Annotated in this window: 4 protein-coding genes; all 4 read right to left on the bottom strand. The window is 72.7% G+C overall.

Annotated elements, in window-relative coordinates; all coding sequences use genetic code 11:
• Positions 1-4 precede the first annotated feature (4 nt).
• The 4 genes from IE267_RS07960 to IE267_RS07975 all read right to left on the bottom strand — a co-directional run bounded on the left by IE267_RS07960 (position 5) and on the right by IE267_RS07975 (position 22611).
• A complete protein-coding gene (locus IE267_RS07960; RefSeq protein WP_189762601.1) occupies positions 5-18550 on the bottom strand; it encodes a non-ribosomal peptide synthetase in 18546 nt (6181 codons plus the stop codon).
• Between the two features lie 248 nt (positions 18551-18798).
• Complete coding sequence (locus tag IE267_RS07965; protein ID WP_189762602.1) at positions 18799-20154, bottom strand: serine hydrolase domain-containing protein; 1356 nt, start codon at positions 20152-20154, stop codon at positions 18799-18801.
• A 102-nt stretch (positions 20155-20256) separates the two neighbouring features.
• On the bottom strand, positions 20257-21468 hold the full coding sequence (locus IE267_RS07970; protein ID WP_161250043.1) for a cytochrome P450: 1212 nt from the start codon (positions 21466-21468) through the stop codon (positions 20257-20259).
• 747 nt (positions 21469-22215) lie between these two features.
• Complete coding sequence (locus tag IE267_RS07975; protein ID WP_189762603.1) at positions 22216-22611, bottom strand: hypothetical protein; 396 nt, start codon at positions 22609-22611, stop codon at positions 22216-22218.
• Positions 22612-23497: the final 886 nt, after the last annotated feature.

Consider the following 23497-nt stretch of genomic DNA (forward strand, 5'->3'; position numbering starts at 1 on the left):
ATCCTTACCGTTCGTCGTGGTCGGGGCTGCCGTACGCGGCGTCTTCGAGTTCACTGAGCACCTGTTCCTCCACGTGCTCCGCCAGTGCGGCGACGGTGCGGGAGACCAGGACGTCGCGCGGGGTGAGGCTCACCCCGAACAGGTCGTTGGCGCGGGAGGCGATGAGCAGGGCGCGCATCGAGTCGCCGCCGAGCAGGAAGTAGTCGTCCTCGGCGCCCACGGCCCTGCCGAGGGCGTCCTCCCACAGCTCCGCGAGCGCCTCTTCGGTGGGCGTGCGGGGAGCGATGTGCTCGGCCGGGGCCGTCGGGGCGGCGGGGGCCGGGGCGGGCAGGGCGGCCCGGTCGGTCTTGCCGTTCTCGGTGAGCGGGAAGCGCTCCAGGCAGACGAAGGCCGAGGGCACCATGTAGCCGGGCAGCGAACGGGCGGCCAGGGCACGCAGGTCGCCGTCCGCCGGTGCCGGGGCGCCGGGGGCGGTGAGCAGGTGGGCGACGAGCCGGGGCAGACCCGGATCGTCCTCGCGAACGCTCACCACGGCGTCCAGGACCTCCGGATGGCGGGTCAGGGCCGCCTCGACCTCGCCGGCCTCGATGCGGTGTCCGCGCAGCTTCAGCTGGTGGTCGGTGCGGCCGAGGTAGTGGAGTTCGCCCCCGCCGTCGCGGCGCACCAGGTCACCGGTGCGGTACATGCGGCCGCCGGGCGGCCCGAAGGGGTCGGCGGTGAAGCGGGCGGCGGTCAGTCCGGGGCGGCCGAGGTAGCCGCGGGCCAGGGCCGGTCCGCTGAGCCACAGTTCGCCGGGGACACCGTCGGGGACCGGGCGCAGCCGGGTGTCGAGGACGTAGGCGCCGGTGGCGGGCAGTGGCCGGCCGATGGGTGGGGCGGCGCCGTCGGGCACCAGGGGCGCGGACCAGGTGGCGACGACGGTGGCCTCGGTGGGGCCGTAGGAGTTGACCATGCGGTGGTGCGGGGCCCAGCGGTCGACCAGGTCCGCGCCGCACGCGTCGGCGCCGACGATCAGGGTCTTGAGGTCGGGCAGGGTGCCGGGCGTCCCGTCCGGCAGGGTGGCGAGCGCGGCCGGCGGCAGCAGGGTGTGGGTGATGCGCTCGTCACGCAGTACCCGGGCCAGCGGTTCGCCGAGCAGCGGTCCCGGTTCGGGGACGACGAGGCGGGCGCCGTGCGGCAGCGAGGCGCACAGTTCGAGCACGGAGGCGTCGAAGCTGGGAGTGGCGAAGGCCAGGACCCGGTCCCCCTCGGTCACTTGGTAGTGGGCGGCCTCGGCCGCGGCGAACCCGGCGAGTCCGCGGTGGGTGACGATGACGCCCTTGGGGGTGCCGGTGGATCCCGAGGTGTAGATGACGTAGGCGGGATCGTCCAGATCGAGCGGGCGCCCGCGGTCGGCGTCGGTGGGCCGGTGGCCGCGGCCGTCCTCCACCGAGTCGGCCAGCAGAGCGGCGACTTCCTTCGCGTCCAGGGTGAGGGCCGGCGCCGCGTCCCGGAGCATGAGCGCGATGCGCTCGTCCGGGTAGGCCGGGTCGACGGGCAGGAAGGCCGCGCCCGTCTTCGCCACCGCGAGCTGCGCCAGGACCATGTCCAGGGAGCGTGGCAGCAGGAGCGCCACGACGGCACCGGGGCGTGCGCCGCGGGCGATGAGCAGGTGGGCCAGGCGGTTGGCCCGGTCCTCCGTCTCGGCGAAGGTCAGCAGTCGGTCGGGGTCGCCGAGTGCGGGCGCGTCGGGCCTGCGGTCCACGGCGGCCTCGATCAGCGCCGGAAGGGTGGCCGGGACCACGGGAGCCGTTGCCGGGCGGGCCGGGCCGCGCAGCAGCCTGGTGCGCTCCTCGGACGAGAGTATGTCGATGTCGTCGAGGCGGGCGGTGCCGTCCGTGGCGGCCAGGGAACGCAGGGTGTGGAGCAATTGCCCAGAGAGGGAACGGGCCGTGTCCGCGTCGAAGAGGCGCGGGTCGTAGCCGAGTTCGACGGCGAGTCGGTCACCGGGCGAAACGACCACGGTCAGCGGGTAGTTGGTCGCCTCGCGGGCGTCGAGCTCGCGCACGGTGAGGCCGTGGGCCCCGGCCGTGGCGTCCCCGACGGGGTAGTTCTCGAACACCACCAGACTGTCGAACATGGCTGCACCGGGCGGCAGTTGAGTGAGGCCGTGCAGTTCGTTGAGGGGCATGTGGTCGAAGCGTCGGTCTTCCGCGCGCGCCGTCTGAAGGGTGCGCAGCCAGTCCGCGCAGGGTGCCGTCCCGTCGATGTGGGCGCGGGCGGGCAGCGTGGTGATGAAGAGGCCGGTGATGGTGTCGGCGCCGGGCAGGTCGGAGGGGCGGCCCGAGACGGTGGTGCCGAAGCACACGTCGGGTGTGCCGCTCCAGCGCGCGAGGAGCAGCGCCCACGCGCCCTGCACCAGCGTGTTGAGGGTGAGCCGGTGCCGACGGGCGAACTCCTGGAGCTCTGTGGTCCGTTCAGTGCTCAGCCGCTCGGACAGCCAGGTTCCTGAGCGTGCGGTGGTGTCCGGAGCGGGCCGGCGGTCGTAGGGCAGCGGGGTCGGTGCGGTCAGGTCGGCGAGGGCGCCGCGCCAGTGGTCGCGGGCCTGCCCGGTGTCGCGCCCGGCGAGATGGGCGACGTAGTCGGCGAACGGCCTGCGCTCCGGCAGCCGGGGCTGCTCGTCACGGGCGAGCGCGGCGTGCGCCGCGAGGACGTCGCCAAGCACGTGGAAGACGCTCCAGCCGTCCAGCAGGACGTGGTGGAAGGTCCAGACGACGCGCACCGCGTCCGGGCCGAGCCGTACCAGCGCGAGACGCAGCAGCGGCGGGCGTGCCAGGTCGATGCCCAACGCCTTTTCCGCGGCGAGGAGTTCTTCGAGTTCCGCCGGCTGCCGTTCCCGGGGCAGGCTGCTCCAGTCGTGCCGGGTGACCGGCAGGGTCACGTCCCGGTGGACGGTCTGGAGCGGCACGGGTACGCCGTTGAGGACGACGGCGGTGCGCAGCACCGGTGTGCGGTCGACCACGTGCTGCCAGGCGGCGGCGAGCAGGTCCACGTCACGGGCGCCGTCGAGCACGAAGGTGATCTGCTCGACGTACAGGCCCTGGGCCGCCTCGTCCATGCCGTGCACGACCATCCCGGTCTGGGTGGGCGTGAGCGGATACACGTCCCGCACGTCCCGGCCGGTACCGGCGATGCGGTCGACGGCCGTCTGGTCGAGGGGGGCGAGCGGGAAGTCGGACGGGGTGCGGCCGCCCGCGCCGGGCTCGGCGCAGTGCCGTACGAGGGCCCGCAGTTCGTCGGCCAGCTCGGCGGCGAGGCGTTCGACGGTCTCGCGGCGGTGCAGGGCCCGCGAGTAGGACCAGCCGAACTCAAGCCGCCCGTCGGTCACATGGCAGAGGACGTCGAGCAGATGGGGCCGCTCGGCCGACCGGTCCATCCCGCCGGCGAGGCCGCCGTGCGGAGCGTGCAGCAGTCCGTCGGCCGCCGTCTGCCGGTCCTGCCGTCCGAGGTAGTTGAAGCTGATCTCCGGCAGACCCGGCAGGTCGCGGGCGGCGGTGGGGCGGAGATGGCGCAGGGCGCCGTAACCGATGCCGCCGCGGGGTACGGCCCGCAGGTTCTCCTTGACGGCCTTGAGCGCGGTACCGATGCCCGCGTCCCGTGCCACGTCCAGGGCGATCGGATACAGGCTGGTGAACCAGCCGACGGTGCGGGAGAGGTCGACGTCCTGGAACAGGTCCTCGCGACCGTGTCCTTCCAGGGCGAGCGCCACCCGGTCCCGCCCGGTCCAGCGGGCCAGCACCCGGCCGAGGGCGTACAGCAGCACGTCGTTGACGCGCGTGCGGTAGGCGTCGGGGACGTCCTGGAGGAGCCTGCGGGTGTCCTCGGCGTCCAGACCGGCGGTGACCGTCGCCTCCTCGGCGGCGGTGTTCGCGCCCCCGGGCAGGTCGACGGGCAGCGGGCATTCGGCCTGCTGGGCTTGCCAGTACGGGACTTCCGTGTCGAAGCCGCCGGCCGCGGTGTGGGCGGCAAGCCGCTGCGCCCAGGCACGGAAGGACGTGCTCTTGGCGCCCGGGTCGGGGCGTTCACCGGCGCGCAGGGCGCGGTACGCGGTGTCGAGGTCCTCCAGGATCAGCCGCCAGGACACCGCGTCCACGACGAGGTGGTGCGCGGACAGCGTCAGCACCGGCCGCACGTCTCCTGCACCGCGGCGCAGTACGGCCCGCAGCAGGGGCCCGTTCGCCAGGTCGAAGCCGGCGTCCGCCCCGTTCTCCGGTCCGGTGGCCGGTGCCCCGTCGTGCACCTCAAGGTGCGGGGGCTCACCGGGGGCGGTGCCGTGCTGGCGCCACACCCCGGCGGCGTCCCGCTCGAAGCGGAGCCGCAGCGCGTCGTGCCGTTCCAGGACCGTGGCCAGGGCGGCCCGCAGCAGGGACTCGTCGGTGTCCTCGGCCAGTTCGTAGGAGACCGTCTGGCTGAAGTCGGACGGATCGCCGGGAAGGGTGTCGAGCAACCAGTGCTGCACCGGGGTGAGCGGAACCTCGCCGACCACCGGACCCTGTTCGGCGACGACCGGCGAGAGGGGCGACTCGGCCGCAACCGCGGCGAGTTCGGCGAGCGTCTGGTGGGCGAAGAGGTGGCGCGGGTTCAGGCCGAGTCCGGCGCGGCGGGCGGCGGAGACGATCTGGATGCCGAGGACGGAGTCGCCGCCGAGCTCGAAGTAGTTGTCGTCGGCGCCGACTTCGGGCAGGCGGAGCACCTCGCACCAGATGGCGGCGAGGGTGATCTCGGTCGCGGTGGCGGGGGGACGCCCTGACCGGGTGCCCGCGCTCCACTCGGGATCGGGCAGGGCCCGTCGGTCGAGTTTGCCGGTGGCGCCGAGCGGGAGGTGTTCCAGCGTCATCACGAGCGCGGGCACCAGGTGGTCGGGCAGGGTGCGGGCGAGGAAGGCGCGCAGGTCCGCCGGTTCCGGGGCTCCGGCCGGGCCGGGCACCACGTAACCGATCAGGCGACGGTGGCCGTCGTGCTCGACCACGCGGGCGGCCGCGTCCGCCACCTCGGGGTGACGGGTCAGGGCCGCCTCCACCTCGCCGAGTTCGATGCGGAAGCCGCGGACCTTGACCTGGTCGTCCGCCCGCCCGAGGTAGACGATGTCCCCGTCGGCGGTCCAGCGGGCCCGGTCACCGGTGCGGTACATGCGGCTGCCGGCCGGCCCGAACGGGTCGGGCAGGAAGCGGGACGCGGTAAGACCGGGCCGGTGCAGGTAACCGCGGGCCACTCCGGTGCCCGAGAGGAACAGTTCGCCGGGCGCGCCGACGGGCACCGGACGCATCCGGTCGTCCAGGACGTAGGCGCGGGCGCCTCCGAGCGGTCGGCCGATCGGCGGGTCGCGGTCGGGGTCGGCGGGGTCGCAGGTGAAGGCGGTGGCGTAGACGGTGGCTTCGGTGGGGCCGTAGATGTTGCGCACCTCGCAGCCGGGTACGGCCGCGCGGACCTGTCGTACGGTCCGGGCCGGTAGCCCCTCCCCCGCCAGCACCACGGTGTCCGCGCTCACGTGCACGGTGTCCTCGGCAAGGAGCCGGCCGAGGGCGGAGGGCACCGCGCTGAGCAGTCCGGCACGCCAGGGACCGGGCCGCTCGGCCAGCGCCAGCAGGTCGCGGACGATCTCGACGCAGCCGCCGGCCATGAGGGGCGAGAAGATCTCGAAGACCGACACGTCGAAGTTGAGCGAGGTGGACGCCACCACGTGCGCCAGACCCCGGCCGGTGAACTCGCGTGCGGCCCAGTCGGTCAGGGCGAGCACCGAGCCGTGCGCGACGACCACTCCCTTGGGGCGGCCGGTGGAACCCGAGGTGTGAATGACGTACGCGGCGTGCTGGGGCAGCAGCGGGGCGCGCCGGTCGCCGTCACCGATCGGGGCGGCCGAGGCGGCGGCGAGCTTCCGGGCATGTTCGGGGTCGTCGAGGACGATCCTGGTGAACGGTCCGTCCGGCAGCCTTCCGGCCGTCGCGTCCGCCGTGACGACGGCGAGGGGCGCCACGTCCTCGAAGAGGAACGCGATGCGTTCGGCGGGGTATCCGGGGTCCACCGGCAGGTAGGCGGCACCGCTCTTGAGGACGGCGAGCAGGGCCACGACCAGGTCCCCGGTGCGGGGCAGGGCCAGCGCGACGTACCGCTCGGGGCCGGCCCCGGCGGCGATGAGCAGCCGGGCGAGGCGGTTGGAGCGCTCGTCCAGTTCGCGGTACGAGAGCTGGTCCTCGCCGTGGCGGACCGCCGGGGTGTCGGGCGTCAGGGCGGCCTGGCGGGCGAAGGCTTCCGGCAGGGTGTCCTGGGGTGCGGCGACGCGTGCTCCGCCGAACCGGTCGAGCAGCGCGCGGCCGTCCGCCGGGTCGGTGAGCGGCAGCTCGGCCAGTGTGCCGGCGGGCGCGGTGGCCATCGCGGTCAGCAGGGTGCGAAGGCTCTCCCCCAGTCCCTGGACGGTCGACTCGTCGAAGGCGGCCGGGTCGTAGTCGAGGCTGACGTCGAGGGTGTCCCCCGGCGCCACGACCACGCTGAGCGGGTAGTTGGTGGGCTCCAGGTCCCGTTCGGTCTCCATGGACAGGCCGTGCCGGGCCAGCGCGCCCTCGTCGAAGGGGTAGTTCTCGAACACGACGATGGAGTCGAACAGGTTGGTTCCGCCGGGCACCTCGCTCCAGGTGCCCAACTGGGCGAGCGAGACGAAGTCGTGGCGCCGGGCCTCGGACTGGGCGGCCTGGAGTTCGCTCAGCCAGTCGAGCAGCGGGCGTCGCCCGTCGATCCGGGCACGGGTGGGCAGTGTGTTGATGAACAGGCCCACCATGGTGGTGACGCCGGGGAGTTCGGCGGGGCGGCCGGAGACGGTGGTGCCGAACACCACGTCGTCCCCGCCGCCGTAGCGGGACAGCAGCAGAGCCCAGGCGCCCTGGAGGATCGTGTTGACGGTGAGGCCGGCCTCCTTGGCCGTCCCCCGCAAGCGGGCCGAGACGTCGGCGTCGAGCGTCACCCGTACCGTGCCCGACGAGGCGCTGTGGTGGGCTTCGGTGGCCCGGCGGTCGCGGGGCAGTTCGGTCGGGGCGTGGAATCCGGCGAGGGTGGTCCGCCAGTACCGTTCCGCCTTGGTGGTGTCCTGTCCGGCCAGCCAGCCCAGGTAGTCGGCGAACGGCCGACGGGCCGGGATCTGGGGCGGGCGCCCGGCGGTCAGGGCCGCATAGCGCTCGCACACCTCGTCGAAGACCTGGGCGGCACTCCAGCCGTCCAGCAGGATGTGGTGGAACGTCCACACCATCCGTACGCGTTCGGAGCCGAGCCGGATGAGGACGAGTCGCATCAACGGCGCGGCGGCCAGGTCGATCCCGGCCAGGCGGTCCTCCTCCATGAGCCGGTCGAGGTCGGCCGCACACAGGTCGGCGGGCCTGCCGCTCCAGTCGTGGTGGACGACGGGCACCGTGGCCCGGTGCCGGATCACCTGGACGGGTTCGGTGCTCTCCTGCCAGGCCGGGTGGGAGCGCAGCACCGGGTTGGCGTCCACGGTCCGCTGCCAGGCCTCGGCGAGGGCGTGGGGGTCGGTCACGCCGTTCAGCACCAGCTGCACCTGGTTGACGTAGGTGCGCCCGTCGGGGTCGAGGAGGCTGTGGAAGAGCATGCCGGACTGCATCGGGCTCAGCGGCAGGAGGTCCGCGACGGCCCGGCCGTCACCGGCCAGCAGGTCCACCGCCCGCTGGTCGAGGCGGGCGAGGGGGAAGTCCGAGGGGGTGCGACCACCCGCGCCGGGCTCGGCGCAGTGGGCCAGGATCTCCTCCAGGGCGTGCAGCATGCCCTCGGCGAGGCCGGTGACGGTGCTCTCGTGGTGCAGGGCCTGGCTGTAGTGCCAGCTGATCTCCAGCCGGTCGCCCTCGACCCGGGCCACCACGTCCAGCAGGTGGGCGCGTTCGGTGTCGGGCGCGTCCGCGCCGCCGAGTCCTCCGCGCACTCCGCGGATCAGGGTGGCGCCGTCGGCGGACCAGTCGAAGCGGCCGAGGTAGTTGAAGCTGATGCCGGGCATCGGCGCGATGGCGGGCAGGGGGGTGCCCGCGAGATGGCGCAGGACGCCGTGGCCGAGGCCGCGCTCGGGCACGGACCGCAGCTGCTCCTTGACCGCCTTCAGGGCGCTGCCCCAGTCGTCGGCGGGGACGCGCAGGGCGACCGGGAACAGCGTGGTGAACCAGCCGACCGTGCGGGACAGGTCGACGTCCTCGAACAGCTGGTCCTCGCGGCCGTGTCCTTCGAGGCCGACGGCCACGGTCTCGCGTCCGGTCCAGTCGCCCAGGACCCGGCCGAGGGCGGTGAGCAGGACGTCGTCGATGCGGGTGCCGTAGACGGCGGGGACCTGGCGCAGCAGTTCGTCGGTGCGCCGCCGGTCGAGCCGTACGGTGACCTCGCGGACGTCGGCAGCGGTGTTCCCGCCCTCGCCGTCCACGGGCAGCGGTTCGGCGCAGTGCCCCGCGGTGCGCGTCCAGTGGGCGAGCTGGTCCGTGAAGCCGCCGCCCTCGACGCGGGCGTGCAGGCGGCGTGCCCATTCCCGTACGGAGGTGGTGCGGGCGGGCAGCCGTACCGGCTGGCCCGCCAGGATCTGCCGGTAGGCGGTCTCCAGGTCTTCGAGGAGGATGCGCCAGGACACGCCGTCGACCACCAGGTGGTGGACCACCAGGAGGAGCCGGGCGGTCGCGGCGCCGTCACCGGTGAACAGGCGGGCGGTGAGCAGCGGCCCGGTGTCGAGGCGGAACGCGGCGTGCGCCTCGGCGGTGGCGCGGTCCTCCCGCTGCCGTGCCGCGGTGGGGTCGAGACCGTCCAGCGGGCAGACGGTCAGCAGGTCGGGGGCGTCGGCGGCGGTGACGTGCTGGTGCCAGGTGCCGTCGTCCTTGGTGGTGAACCGGGAGCGCAGCGCGTCGTGCCGGCTCCACAGGGCGGCGAGCGCCCGGCGCAGGACGTCCGGGTCGGTGTCGGGCGCGATCTCCACGAGGACGGACTGGTTGAAGAAGCCCGGCCGGCTCGGCCCCGGGTCGAGGAACCAGTGCTGGATCGGGGTGAGGGGGACCTCGCCCTCGACCGGCTCGGTGCCACACACGGCGACGGCCGTACCGGTGGCGGCGGCGAGCCGGGCCACGGTCGGGTGGCGGAACAGGTCGCGCGGGGTGAGGGAGAGCCCCGCGGCACGGGCCCGCGAGACGACCTGGATGCTGAGGATGGAGTCGCCGCCCAGCATGAAGAAGTTGTCGTCGACGCCGACCCGTTCGGCGCCCAGCAGGTCGGCCCAGATGGAGGCGAGTGTCTGCTCCGTGTCGTTGCCGGGGGCGCGGTAGGCGCTGTCGCCGCCGGCCGCCCAGTCGGGGTCGGGCAGCCGTCGCCGGTCGACCTTTCCGTTCGCGGTGAGCGGCAGCCGGGGAACGGTGACGAACGCGGCGGGCAGCATGTAGTCGGGCAGATCGGCGGCCACGTGCGCGCGCAGTTCGGCCGCCGCGGGCAGGGCTGTGCCCTCGGCCGGGACGAGGTGGGCGGCCAGCCGCTTGCGTCCGTCGACCGTGTACGGCGACACGACGGCCTCCGCGACGGCGGGGTGCGCGGTGAGCCGCGCCTCGATCTCGGCGGGTTCGACGCGGAAGCCGCGGATCTTGATCTGGTCGTCCGCGCGGCCCACGAAGTGCAGTTCGCCGTCCGCGCTCCAGCGCACGATGTCACCCGTGCGGTACATGCGGGTACCCGGCGTCCCGTACGGGTCGGCGAGATATCCGGCGGCGGTCGCCCCCGGACGGCCCGCGTAGCCGCGCGCCAGGCCCGCACCGGCGATGTACAACTCACCAGGTATGCCCGGGGGTTGGGGCTGGAGCGTGTCGTCGAGGACGTAGACGCGGGTGTTGTCGAGCGGGCGGCCGATGGGCAGGACGGCGGGTAGCTGGTCACCGGCGCGGAAGGCGCGACGGGTGGCGAAGGTGGTGGTCTCGGTGGGCCCGTAGCCGTCGACCACGGTCAGTCCGGGGCAGGCGTCCAGGACACGTCGGACGACGGCGCCGGGCACGGCCTCGCCTCCGGTCCACACCTCGCGGGCGCCCTGCAGGCAGGTGGGGTCCTCCTGGGCGAGCAGCCGGAACAGACCGGCCGTCAGCCACAGGCAGGTGACGTGCTGCTCGGTGATGGCGTGCCGCACCACCGCGGCGTCCAGGTCACCCGGCGGGGCCAGTACGGCGGTGCCGCCGCGCAGCAGGGGCACCCACACCTCGTAGGTCGAGGCGTCGAAGGCGTGCGGGGAGTGCACGAGCACCCGGTCGTGTCCGGCGAAGGCACGGTCCAGGGCGAGAGCGGCGACGTCGCGCTGGCGCACCGCGACACCCTTGGGGGTGCCGGTGGAGCCGGAGGTGAACATCAGGTACTGCACCTGGTCGGGGTGGAGCACACCGATGTCGGGCGGCGTACCCCGCGTCGCCGTGCGGTCGTCCACGCGCCGGACGGCGTCACCGGCGAGCAGGTCCCGGGCGGTTTCCTCGCCCTCGGCGTCGGTGAGCAGCAGGGTGACGTCCGCGTCGGCGAGCATGCGCCGCAGTCGCTCGCGCGGCGCCCGGCCGTCGAGGGGGACGTACACCCCGCCGGTGCGTACGAGCGCGAGCTGGGTGACGACGAGATCGGCGGAGCGGTCCATCAGGATGCCCACGGCACGCTCGGCGCGTACGCCGAGGGCGGCGAGGCGTTCGGCCAACTCGGCTGCTCTCGCGTCGAGTTCGCGGTAGGTGAGCCGCTCGTCGCCCGCTTCCAGGGCGATCGCTTCGGGAGTGTGCCGCACCTGTGCGGCGAAGAGTTCGGCGACCGTGGCCCCGGGCAGGTCGGTGGTGGTGTCGTTCCAGGTGTGCAGGACCTGTTCGCGCCGGTCGTCGGCCAGCAGCGGAATGCGGGCGGGCGGCAGTTCCGGTGCGTCGGCCATCCCGGTGAGCAGCACGGCGAGGTATTCGGCGAACCTCTCGACGGTCTCGGCGTCGAACAGCTCGGGGTCGTAGCCGAGACGCAGCGCGAGTGCGGTGCCGGGGTAGGCGACCAGGCCGAGCGCGTAGTTGGTGGTCTCGATGCCGTCCAGGTCGCTCAGCACGAGACCGTGGGCGGAGAGGTCGTCGTCCCTCGGATAGTTCTCGAAGACGACGATGCTGTCGAACAGGGCGGCCCGCTCCGGCAGTTCGGTGAACGCCTTGAGCCGGTTCAGCGGCAGGTGGTCGTGACCGCGGTCCTCGCTCTGGTCGCTCTGGAGCGAGCGCAGCCAGTCGCGCAGGGTGCCGTCGGCGGGGACGGTGACCCGGGTCGGCACGGTGTTGATGAACAGGCCGGTGATGGACTCGGCGCCCGTCAGCTCCGCCGGGCGGCCGGATCCCGTGGTGCCGAACACCACGTCGGAACGTCGTGACTGCCGGCTCAGGAGGATGGCCCAGGCGCCCTGCACCAGGGTGTTGAGGGTCAGACCCGAGGTGCGCGCCAGTTCCTCCAGGGCTGCGGTCGTGGCCTCGGGCAGGGTGACCGTCACGGCCCTGGAGGACTCCGCGCGGTGCGCCTCGCGGGGCTCGCGGTCGTAGGGCAACGGGGTGGCCTCGTCCAGGCCGGCGAGCCGCCGGCGCCAGTACTTCTCCGCCTCGTCGCGGTCGCGCTCGCCCAGCCAGGCCAGGTAGTCCCGCCAGGGCCGCCGGTCGGGCAGCGCCGGGGCGCCGGGCCGGCCGGTGAGCGAGCTGTGGCACGTGAACACGTCCGAAAGGACCTGGAACAGGCTCCAGCCGTCGAGGAGCAGATGGTGGAAGGACCACACCACGCGCACGGCGGTGTCCGAGACCCTGGCCAGCACCAGGCGCTGGAGCGGACCGCCGACCAGGTCGATCCCGGCGGCACGGTCCTCGCGCAGCACGGTCTCCAGCTGGTCGCGGGACTCGTCGTCGCTCAGGCCGCGCCAGTCGAGCGCGGTCACGGGCACGGGCACGGCGTGCTCGACCACGAGGAGCGGTTCGGGCACGTCCTGCCAGACCACCCGGCCGCGCAGGACGGTCGTGGCCTCGGTGACCTGCTGCCAGGCCGCCGCGAGGAGGTCGGTGCGCTCCACTCCGTCCAGGACGAAGGTGACCTGCTGGAAGTAGACGCCGCTGTCCTGGGAGAGACCGTGGAAGAGCATGCCGGCCTGGGTCGGCGTCAGCGGCAGGACGTCCTCGACGGCGGCCGGGGTGTCTCCCACGAGGCGGTCGACGGCGCTCTGGTCGAGCCGGGCGAGGGGGAAGTCGGACGGGGTGCGCCCGGCGGCGTCCGGTCCGGCGGCGTGGCCCGCGAGCTCGCTCAGCGCGCGGGCGTAGCCGTGGGCGAGGGCTTCGACCGTGTCCTCGCGGTGCACCTGGTCGGAGTAGAACCAGGTGAATTCCAGCGCGTCGCCGTCCAGTCGGCCCACCAGCTCCAGGGCATGCGGACGTTCGGCCTGCGGGTCGGCGTCCAGCTCAAGCGGCCGGAAGGTGCCCCGGTACAGCCCCGTGCCCGTCTCTCCCGGAGACATCCGCCCCAGGTAGTTGAAGCTGACCCGGGCCCCCTGCGCGGTCGGTTCGGCATCCGGGCCGGCCAGGTGGCGCAGCGCGTCGTGGCCGATGCCGTGCCGTGGCACGGCCCGCAACTGCTCCTTGACCTGCTTGAGCACGGCGTCCCACGAGGCCTGCTCCGGGACGGCGAGGGCGACGGGGTGGCGGGTGGTGAACCAGCCGACGGTACGGCTGAGGTCGAGATCCGCGAAGAGCTCCTCGCGGCCGTGGCCCTCCACGTCGACCACGACCCGCTCCTGTCCGCTCCAGGTGGACAGAGCGCGGCCGAGCGCGGCGAGCAGGACGTCGTTGGCCTGGGTGCGGTAGGTCTCCGGCAGCAGGCGCAGCAGGGTAGCGGTGTCCGCGGCGCTCAGCCGGACGGTGACGGCGCGCGCGGAGGCGTAGGTGTTGCGGCCCGGCAGGTCGACGGGCAGATCGGTTCCACTGGGCAGGGCCGCCTGCGCCCAGTAGGCCCGTTCGTCGTCGAAGCCGCCGCCACTGGTGTGTGCGGCCAGCCGCTGCGCCCACTGGCGCAGCGGCGAGGACTTGGCGGGAAGTGCGGCCGTGCCGTCCCTACCGTCGCGGCGGGCGCGGTAGGCGGTGTCCAGGTCTTCGAGCAGCACCCGCCAGGACACGCCGTCCACGACGAGGTGGTGGACCGCGAGGTGCAGAACGGGAGCGTGCCCGGTGCCCCGGTCGTGCAGCACGGCCCGCAGCAGCGGGCCACGCGCCAGGTCGAAGGCCCCGAAGTGGGGGGTGTCGGTGTCCGGGCCGCGGTGCCTGGTCAGGGTGACGCGGTCTTCCTGGTCGGTGATGTGCCAGGTCGGCGGGGTGCCGGGGGCGGGGTCGAAGCGGGAGCGCAGGGCGTCGTGGTGGGCGACGAGGTCGTTCAGGGCGCCTTCGAGCGCCTCGGTGTCCACGTCGTCGGGCACGAGCACCGAGAGGGTCTGGGCGAAGTGTGCGGCCCGGGCGGTGTCGGTGGCGAACAGCCAGTGCTGGATGGGCGTCAGCGGGGCGGGGCCCTCGGGGTCCACCCGCGCGGGACCGGGACGTTGCGGATCGGCGGCGTCGGCGCAGCGGGCGAGGGCGGCGAGGGTCTGGTGGCGGTAGATGTCGCGGGAGGTGACGGTCAGTCCCTCCTGCCGGGCCCGCGCCACCACTTGGAGGCTGAGGATCGAGTCGCCGCCGAGCTCGAAGAAGTTGTCGTCCACGCCGACCCGTGCCACGGAGAGCGCTTCGGCCCAGACCAGGGCCAGGGTGCGCTCGGTGGCGGTGCGGGGCGGGACGTGGCGCGCGGCGCGGGTGGTCGCGGGGCCGGGCTTGGGCAGGCGGGCCCGGTCGAGCTTTCCGTTGGGGTTGAGCGGCAGCTCCTCCAGGAGCAGGACGGAAGCGGGGACCATGTAGTCGGGCAGCGTCTGCGCGAGCGTTCGGCGTACGAAGTCGGGTGTGAGCGCCTGCCCGGGCACGGGCACCACATAGCCGGTCAGTCGGCGGTTGTCGTCGTCCCCGGAGACGGCGACGGCGGCTTCCGCGACGCCGGGGCAGCGGCGCAACATCTCTTCCACTTCGCCGAGTTCGATGCGGAAGCCGTGCACCTTGACCTGCTGGTCGGTGCGGCCGAGGTACTCCAGTTGACCGTCGGCGGTCCACCGCACCAGGTCTCCCGTGCGGTACATACGGGCTCCGGGACCGCCGAAGGGGTCGGCGACGAACCGCTGGGCGGTGAGGCCGGGGCGCCCCAGGTACCCGCGGGCGAGCCCCCCGCCGCCCAGGAACAACTCCCCTGTGACGCCCGGGGGTTGAGGGCGCATGCGGCCGTCCAGGACGTAGGCGCGGGTGCGGGCGACCGGGCGGCCGATGGGCGGTGCCTGGTCGGGCACCCGGTCACCGGCGAACCAGGCCGTGGCGTAGACGGTGGCCTCGGTGGGCCCGTAGGCGTTGACGATGGTGCAGGACGGCAGGGCCGCCCGCAGGTCCTGGACGGTCTGCGCGGGCAGCGCTTCGCCGGCGAGGACGGCCGTGTCCGCCGCCACGGGTGCCTCGTCCCCGACGAACAGCCGGGACATCACGGAGGGCACGCTGCTGATCAGCCCGCGCCGCCCCTCGCCCGCGTCGGCGAGTGCCGTCGGGTCGGCGACCACCTCCACGCTGCCGCCGGTCAGCAGGGGGCAAAGGAGCTCGAACACGGAGACGTCGAAGTTGAGGGAGGTGGAGGCGATCACCGGGTCCGGCTCGCGGTCCCCGAACCGCTCCCCCGTCCAGGCCGCCAGCGCGGCCACCGTGCGGTGGGTGACGACGACACCCTTGGGCCGGCCCGTCGAACCCGACGTGTAGATGACGTACGCCGGGTGATCGGGCAGCAGGGGCTGGGACCGGTCGGCGTCGGTGACGTCCGCCGAAGACCGGCTGCGCACCGGGACCGCGCTGTCGGCGTCGAGGTCCCCGATGATCAACGGTTCGCAGTCCGGTGGCAGCGCGGCGGCGGTCTCGGGGGTGGCCACGACGAGCGCGGGCCGGGCGTCGGAGAGCATGTAACGGATGCGCTCGGCCGGGTAGTTCGGGTCGACGGGCAGATAGGCCGCGCCGGACTTCAGCACCGCGCACAGCACGACCGGCAGGTCGACGGTGCGTGGCAGGCACAGCGCGACCAGCGTCTCGGGAGCCGCCCCCCGGGCGATCAGCTCGCGGGCCAGACGGTTGGCGCGGCGCTCGACCTCGGCGTAGTCGAGGCGCTCGCTGCCGTGGGTGACGGCGGTGCGGCCGGGGGTGCCGGCCGCCTGGGCGCGGAGCAGCTCGGGCAGGGTGACGTCGTCGGGTTCGGCGTCGGCCGGCGGGTTCCAGGAGTCCAGGAGGGTGCGCTGTTCCTCGTCGGAGAGCAGGGACAGTTCGGCCAGGCTGCGTCCCGGTCCGTCGGCCATCGCCTCCAGCAGGCGCTGCACGTGGCGGGCCATCCGGGCCACGGTCGCCGTCTCGAACAGGTCGGTGTTGAACTCGGCGGTCAGCACGCATCCGCCGTCCGCGTCCGGCGTGAACTCCAGGACGAGATCGAAGCGGGCAGCGGGCCGGGGAAGCGGATGGTCCGTGAACCGCAGACCGCCCACGCGCGGTGCGTCGCTCGCCCTCTGCTGGACGACCAGCGCCTGCACCAGCGGGGTGCGGCTCGGGTCACGGGGCAGGCCCAGTTCCTCGACCACACGGTCGAAGGGCACCGCGTCGTGGGCGAAGGCGTCCAACAGCGTCGTGCGCATGCGCTCCACGAACCGGTCGACACTGGCCCGTTCGTCCACGTCGGCGCGCACCACCACGGTGTTCGCGAAGAAGCCGACCACGTCCTCCAGGTCCTGGCGGTCGCGGCCGGCGGTGATGGTGCCGAACGCCACGTCCCGTTGTCCCGAGTAGCGCGCGAACAGCAGGGCGCAGGCACCCGCCAGCACGGTGAACACGGTGGTGCCGCGTCCGGTGGCGAGCGTACGCAGCCGTGCCATCAGTGCGGGCGGGAGGTGACGGCGGTGTCCGGCCCCCGAGGTGGTGCGCACGGCGGGCCGGGGACGGTCGGTGGGGAGCTCCAGTTGCTGGACCCCCTCAAGGTGCCTGCGCCAGTACCGCAGGTGGCCGGCCTCCGCCTCCGAGCCCCGCTGCGCCTGTTCCCAGACCGCGAAGTCCGGGTACTGCACGGCCGGTTCGGCCAGACCGTCCGGCTCGCCCGTGGTCTCGGCCCGGTAGAGCGCGGCCAGTTCCCGGGTCAGGATGCCGACGGACCAGCCGTCGGTGACGATGTGGTGCTGGACCACCAGCAGCAGATGGTCGGCCTCGTCGAGCCTGATCAGGAGGGCGCGGGTGAGGGGGCCGGTCGCCAGATCGAGCGGGCGGCCCAGTTCTTCGGCCAGCAGCCGCTCGGCGGCGCGGCGGCGGTCGGCATGGGGTGTGCCGGCGAGGTCGGCGATCTCCAGGGGCAGTTCGGGTTCGGCGGCGATGTGCTGGGTGCCCTGGCCGCCGTCGGAGCGGAAGGTGGTGCGCAGCGCGTCGTGCCGGGCGGCCAGTCGGCGCAGGGCCCGGCGCAGGGCCTCGGCGTCCAGGGCGCCGCGCAGGCGCAGGGTCAGGCCGGTGTTGTACTCGGGGCCGCCGTCGGCGAGGTCGTCGAGGAACCACAGCCTGCGCTGTGCGCTCGACAGCGGCAGGCCGCCGGTGCGCGGGGCGGCCGGGATCGGTTCGGCGGGCGCGGCGGCGGAGGGGTCGCCGAGCAAGGGGGCCAGGGCTTCGACCGTGCGCGAGGTGAACAGGTCGCGGACGGTCAACCGTATGCCCAGATCTTCACGGATGCGGGACAGGACGCGGGCGGCGAGGATGGAGTCGCCGCCCAGGTCGAAGAAGTCGTCGCCGACACCGACGCCGTCGACGCCCAGGACATCGGCCCAGATCCCGGCGAGGGCCGCCTCCTGCGGGGTACGTGCGTCGACCCGGTCCGCACGTGTGGTCAACTCCGGTGCCGGCAGGGCGGCATGGTCGGTCTTGTTCTGCGGGGTGAGCGGCATCCGTTCCAGTACGACCAGGGCGGACGGCACCATGTGGGCGGGCAGGACGGCGGCGAGGGCGGCGCGCAGCGACGCCGGGTCGGGTGGTGATCCGGGCTCGGCGGGGGTCGCGTATCCGACGAGGCGGGGGCGGCCCGGTTCGTCCTCCCGGACCACGACGGCCGCCTCGCCCACCCGCGGGTCGCTGCCGAGAGCGGCCTCGATCTCGCCGGGTTCGATGCGGAACCCGCGGATCTTGACCTGGCGGTCGAACCGTCCGAGGTAGTCGAGTTCGCCGTCCGGCCGCAGCCGGGCCCGGTCGCCGGTGCGGTACAGCCGGGCCCCGGGTGCTCCGAAGGGGTCCGCGACGAACCGGGACGACGTCAGGCCTGGCCGGCCCAGATAGCCGCGGGCCACGGCGTCCCCGCCGATGTAGAGCTCACCGTCCGCACCGGGCGGGACGGGGCGCATAGCGGTGTCGAGGACGTGGACGCGCGTGTGGGGCAGGGCCGCGCCGATGGCCGGGGTGCCCTGCCCGGCGGACAGTTCTCCCGTCCAGGTGGCCACGATGGTGGCTTCGGTGGGGCCGTACGAGTTGATCATGCGGCGGCCCGGCGCCCAGCGGTCCACCAGGCCGGCCGGGCAGGCCTCGGCGCCCACGATCAGGGTGCGCAGGTGACGTCCGGTCCCCTGTGCCGGGTCCGGCAGGGTCGCCAGCGCGGCCGGCGGGATGAGGGCGTGCGAGATGCGGTGCTCGTCCAGGACCGCGGCGAGTTCGTCGCCCAGCCAGGGGCCCTCGGGCGGGACCACGAGCGTGGCGCCGGTCAGAACGGAGATGAACAGTTCGAGGACGGAGGCGTCGAAGCTCGGCGAGGAGAACTGCAGCACCCGGTCGCCGGGACCCACGGCGTACCGGTCGGCGGCGGCCTCGGTGAATCCGCCGATGCCACGGTGGGTGACCGTCACGCCCTTCGGGGTGCCCGTCGACCCGGACGTGTAGATCACATAGGCGGCCCGGTCCAGGCCGGGCCCGCCCAACACCCGCTCCCTCAGGGACGCCTGGTGCTCGTTCTCCATCAGGGCGGCGACCGCCTGCGGATCGTCGAGGGTCACCGCGGGGGCGCTGTCGGCGAGCATGAGCGCCCGCCGCTCGGCGGGATAGGCCGGGTCCACCGGCAGGAAGGCCGCACCAGCCCGGGCCACGGCGAGTTCCGCCGCGATCAGCTCCATCGATCGCGGCAGCACCAGCGCGACCACCCGGTCCGGCCCGGCGCCCGAACCGACCAGGTGTGCGGCCAACCGGTCGGCGCGCTCGGCCAGTTCGCGATACGTCCAGGTCCGACGCCCGTCGGTCAGCGCCGGAGCGTGCGGTGCGCGGGCCACCTGCCGCGCGAAGAGCTCGTCGAGCGCCGGAGGCCCCTCCGCTCGCGCGGTGCCGCCGTCCTGGGAACGCGGGGTCGCCGGCAGGGGGGTGACGTGCGGGTCCGTCATGGGTCCAGTCCTTTGAAAGCCAGGGGTGGCGCGAGTGGGCGGCGAGGTGGGGGCGGGCGCGTCGTCATCGGCCGCGAAGGTGCGGCGGGCGGGGCTCACGGCGTCCTGCGGGGCGCCGGTCGGCCGCCCCGCAGGGCGTACGGCCGGGCAGCCACCGGGGCGGACCGGGCGACTGTCCCGCTGCCACGGCGCGGGGCCGGGGGAACCGGCGGCGTTCTGCCCGACGGCTGATGTCGGCCCGGGATGATTCAGCCGTCGGCGGTGCGACGGGCCGTGCGTCCGGACACCTGGACACGTTCGATCCGGCCGGTGGCGGGGTCACGGTGGAAGCGTCCGCCGGGTTCGCGGCGACCGGTGGCGGGGTCGACCAAGTCATAGGACAGGTCGGCGTAGCAGACCAGTGGCAGCGACAGGTCACCGTCTATCGACAGGACCGGACTACCGTCGGGACCGGCGCTGACGCGATAGTCGGCGCCACCGTTGCGGTACGCCCCCCAGCACTCGGGCAGGAGAACCGGGCGGCCCCGGTCTCCGGCGGGGGCGGGCCCGGCCGGCACGTGCACGTCGGCCAAGTCCCGCAGTTCTGCTGCGAGTTCACGCCACAGAGCGGTGGCTCCGCCCGCGTTGCCGGTGAAGGCCACGACCACGCCGCTCGCGGGGTCGACCCGGAGGTGGCACGAGGTGCCCTGGGCATTGCCGTCGTGCCCGCACCACAGGTCGTCGCCCTGCCGGTACTGGGCGACCCCCAGGCCCCAGCCGTCGGCCAGGGCTCCGGGCCGGGCACCGTGCTCCGCGCGGAGCATCCCCTTGGCCACCGCGGGCGGCAGCACGTGGGACCGGCCGATCAGCGCGCTGCCGAACGCCGCCAGATCGGCGGCGCTGGCCATCAGGGCCCCGGCCGGGGCCTCCAGCGAGGCCAGGTTCTGCTGTACGGGACGGACCCGCCCGGTGGCGGTGTTCAGAGCGTGTCCGGCGGCCCACGGACGGCTGACGGTGCTGTCGCCGATGAAGGCGGCCGATGTCCCCAGGGGCTCCAGGAGCAGCGCGCGAACGGCTTCGTGCCACGGCATGCCGGTGATCTCCTCGACCAGCAGCCCGGCGGCGACGTAGCCGGCGTTGGAGTAGGAGAAGTCGGTGCCGGGCGGGAAGAGCGCCTGGTCGGACGTGCACAGCGAGGTGAGGTAGCGGGTGCCGTTGGTCGTCGAAGCGGTGTCGGAGTCGGGACCGGTGGGGAGCCCGCCGGTGTGGCTGAGAAGGTGACGTATCGTCACCTCCGGTAAGCCGCGCAGCGCGGGCAGGTGGTCGGCGACCGGCTCGTCCAGGTCGAGGTCACCGTCGTCGACGAGGAGCAGCACCAGCGCGGCCGTGTACGGCTTGGTGAGCGAGCCGAGGGCGACGGCTGTGTCCGGTGTGAACGGTGTGCCGGTGGCCGCGTCGGCGATACCGGTGTGCAGGGAGACGGTCCCCGTGCCGGTGGTGACAACCAGTTGGGCGCCTGGCACCCCGTGCGTCTCGGCGAGGGCGTCGAGTCTGTTCTGCAGGTCTTGGCGGTGGGGACCTGCCGCTCGGGGGGCGGCTGGGACGGAGGGGACGTAGTAGGGCATGAGAAAGGAGCTCCCCAGTGAGTTTCCTCGTGTGCGGGTGGCTTACCCGGCCGTGGCGAGCGGTGCCGAGCCGGGGCGGTGCGCGAACGTGCCGGGCGGCGGCTAGGGCCTGCCGACCTCGACGGGCAGATGGCGTACGCCGACGATGACGGCCGGATTCTGCAGGACGATGTCGTCGTACGACGGGATCGCCAGGTAGCGGAATCGTTCATTCATCATGTTCAGCGCGATCCTGGCCTCCAGCCGGGCCAGCGGGGCACCGAAACAGAAGTGGATGCCGTGCCCGAAGGTGAGGTGCGGGTTGGGGTGGCGGTCCGCGAGGAACACATCGGACTGTTCGAACCGCTTGGGGTCGCGGTTGGCGGCACCCAGGTGGGCCATCACCATGCTGTCGGCGGGCAGTTCGTGGCCGCCGAGCACCACGGGCCGGGTGACGCGTCGCCCCAGCTCGGGGAAGGGGGGCAGCCAGCGCAGCACCTCTTCCACGGCCGGGGGGATCCGGCCGGGGTCCTTGCGCAGGGCGGCGGCCGCATCGGGGTGACGGTCGAAGGTGACGACGGCGTTGCCGAGCAGGGCGGTCGTCGTGATGTGGCCCGCTACGAGGAGCAGTGCCACGAAACCGACCATCTCCTGGTCGGTGAGCCGGACTCCGTCCACCTCGGCGGCGATGAGTCTGCTGGTCAGATCGTCACCGGGGGCGGCCCGGCAGCCGCGTATGTGGTCGAGCATGTAACTGTTCATCTCCCGGACCGTGGGAGCGATGGCGGCCAGCGCCCGCTCCAGGTCGGCCATGTCGGGCGCCTCACCGAGCTGGTCTCCGCCGAACAGGACGCTCGCCCAGTCCTGGAAGGTTCGGTGCTCCTCTGCCGGGATGCCCAGCAGTTCCGCGATGACGATGATGGGCAACGGATACGCCAGGGTCTCGACGAGGTCGAAACGGTCCTGGTCGGCAACGGAGTTCAGCAGCCGGTCGCACACGGCCTCGATACGCGGCTCAAGTCCCTGGACGACGCGGGGGGTGAAGGCCTGACTGACCAGGGCGCGCAGTTTGCGGTGCTCCGGCGGGTCCATTCCGACGAAGTTTCCCTGGGTGAAGGTCGCGAAGTCCTCCTGCGTGGGAGCGAGGGAGGAGAGGTCCGAGGAATAGGTGGCCGGATCGGCGAGCACGGCGGAGATCGTCTCGTGGTCCACGACCTGCCAGACACCCTGCCGGTCGTCGTGCCTGACCGGGCCGTCCTTACGCAGGTCACGCCAGCGACCGGGTAACTCATCCAGCAGAAAGGCTTTGTTCGTCTTCTGGTCGGTGGACACCATGACTCCTCGGCTAACGGCACGCGGACACGGCCCGTCCGCGTACGCACGCGGCAGGGAACAAGGACAGAGCAGTTCGGGGTGTGGCTTGGACGACGGAGCGCGGACGTCCGTCGGCGTGACGGGCCCGCCCGCGTCGGTGCCCCCGCACCGCCGGCGAATGACCGCCCAGATGCGCCGATGAAGCGCGTCAGAGGCGCAGAGATCCCGTGCAGATCTCCCGCCCGAACGTCAACACTCCCGGCGCGACGAGTCGAAGTGTCCTTGACTCCTGCGGAGCGCACTTGGCGCGGCAACTCCACCCGGCATGACATATCCCCCTCGGCGATGCCAACGCGTGACGGTCACGCGGGCGTCCCACCAGTGATCGACCAGAACTGTAGAACTCATCCCTGAAGCATGACGGTACCTATTTACGCCTCGGTAAGGATCTGGATTGGCGAAATATCAAGCTTCCTGCACAGCTGCGCTCCATCCAAACTCCGCCACAGTCTCCACACAAGGCCCGCTCCGACGCAACCCTTGTCTTTTGACGCAAACTTTGACGGTTTGCCTGGGTCTCCACCAGGGGGCATTGACGTGATGTCACGGTGTACGCAAGCCCACGGCTGGAGCGCTGATGCGCGAGTGCCCCAGCGCTTCAGTGACAAACAAGCGAACCGCACAGGAAGTTTCCGGACAGTCCGTCTCGGCCGATTTCCTAGGGTCGGCAGAGCGAGGTAACTAGGTAGTAACCCAGGCGCGAACTGCTTAGTCGTACCGAAACGCAAGGAGCTGTTCGAACAAGCCGAAGGCTGAAAATGAACCGTGCCGGCCACTGACGACCCGTACTTGGCAGGTCGTTTTTCGACAGATGGCCAGAAGCAGATTGTTCCGGTTGCCGAGTTGATCCCGGCGCAGTTCAAACGCCTTGTCGCACCGACAGGTGGCGACATCCAGAGGGGACTGCAGTGACGAATGTTGCTGAAGCACCGTTTGTTGCCTCTTGCCACGCCCTGGCACACAACCCGAGTTGCGGCAGTCGGCTCCGATGTTCGAGATCACATTGGCCAGGACCGGGCCTTCCGGTGCCACCATGACGATCTTTCCGATCTGCCACAAATGGGACAACGTCGCGCACATCGCAGGCAGCAAGACAGTTTCCATACGGATCACCGCCCGCCCCATCGCGGAAGGGGCACCGCGAGAATCCGGCGACCAAGTAGCTGCACACGTGAAAGCATGAATGCCTTTGGCATATGCCTGACTTCAATAAGGAGAAGCGCAACCGGGCATCACAGCAAGATTCGTATCGGACATGGGGGACGACCCGAGCCATCAAGGCATCCCGCACAAGGGAAAGTCCATCGAAAGCTGGCACAGCGGAAAGATGCGGCATCCTGAACGCAATGCTGGCAAATTACCCCAGCCGATCGCCAAGTGGCGGAGCCGTTCTTGCCAGTGATCCGCTGAGCGTCGTTTACGGTGCACGTGGTTCCGCGTAGGCAGCTGGCATCTACGCCCTGGGACCGACCAGGCGTCGTCCCCACCCCGCCAACTGGGCCGCGCTGATCCAAGCGGCGTAGGCCTGCCGGCTGAGTGCCACTGCCGGCATTCCCCCGCAGCGAAAGAGAGCCTCACGCACAGCCGGCCGCGCGTTGCTCAAGCCGTGCAGCGTCCGCGCCGGAGATCGGAGCACGGTAGCTGACGCCGGCTGTCCCGACAGCGGGCTCGGCAAGCCACACCCCTATCAACCGGGCAAGGAACTTGCAGCGCACCGGGCCGCGCCAACCCTCACGGGCAGGTCGAGGAAGGGACGCCACCACACCATGATCGGGGTCGCCCACCTGCACAACCTCAGCCTCGCCGGATAGTGCGACCCGTAGACCCGCCGACAAGACCTCCGCCACGAAGGCGCCTTTGTGAGGGCTGCTGACGGGCCGGCTTGGGCCGAGGCTTCAGCGGCCCGGACGGTGGGTTTTCCTGCCCCCGTAGATCCGTCACACCTATGCACCACCAAGACCGGACCCGACTCCTGCGGCACCGCCTGCAC

It is taken from the genome of Streptomyces xanthochromogenes, from assembly GCF_014650455.1.
GTDB lineage: Bacteria > Actinomycetota > Actinomycetes > Streptomycetales > Streptomycetaceae > Streptomyces > Streptomyces xanthochromogenes.

Coding starts and splice junctions, on each gene's coding strand:
- IE267_RS07965 (WP_189762602.1), bottom strand. CDS start 20,154: ATGCCCTACTACGTCCCCTCCGTCCCAGCCGCCCCCCGAGCGGCAGGT.
- IE267_RS07960 (WP_189762601.1), bottom strand. CDS start 18,550: ATGACGGACCCGCACGTCACCCCCCTGCCGGCGACCCCGCGTTCCCAG.
- IE267_RS07975 (WP_189762603.1), bottom strand. CDS start 22,611: ATGGAAACTGTCTTGCTGCCTGCGATGTGCGCGACGTTGTCCCATTTG.
- IE267_RS07970 (WP_161250043.1), bottom strand. CDS start 21,468: ATGGTGTCCACCGACCAGAAGACGAACAAAGCCTTTCTGCTGGATGAG.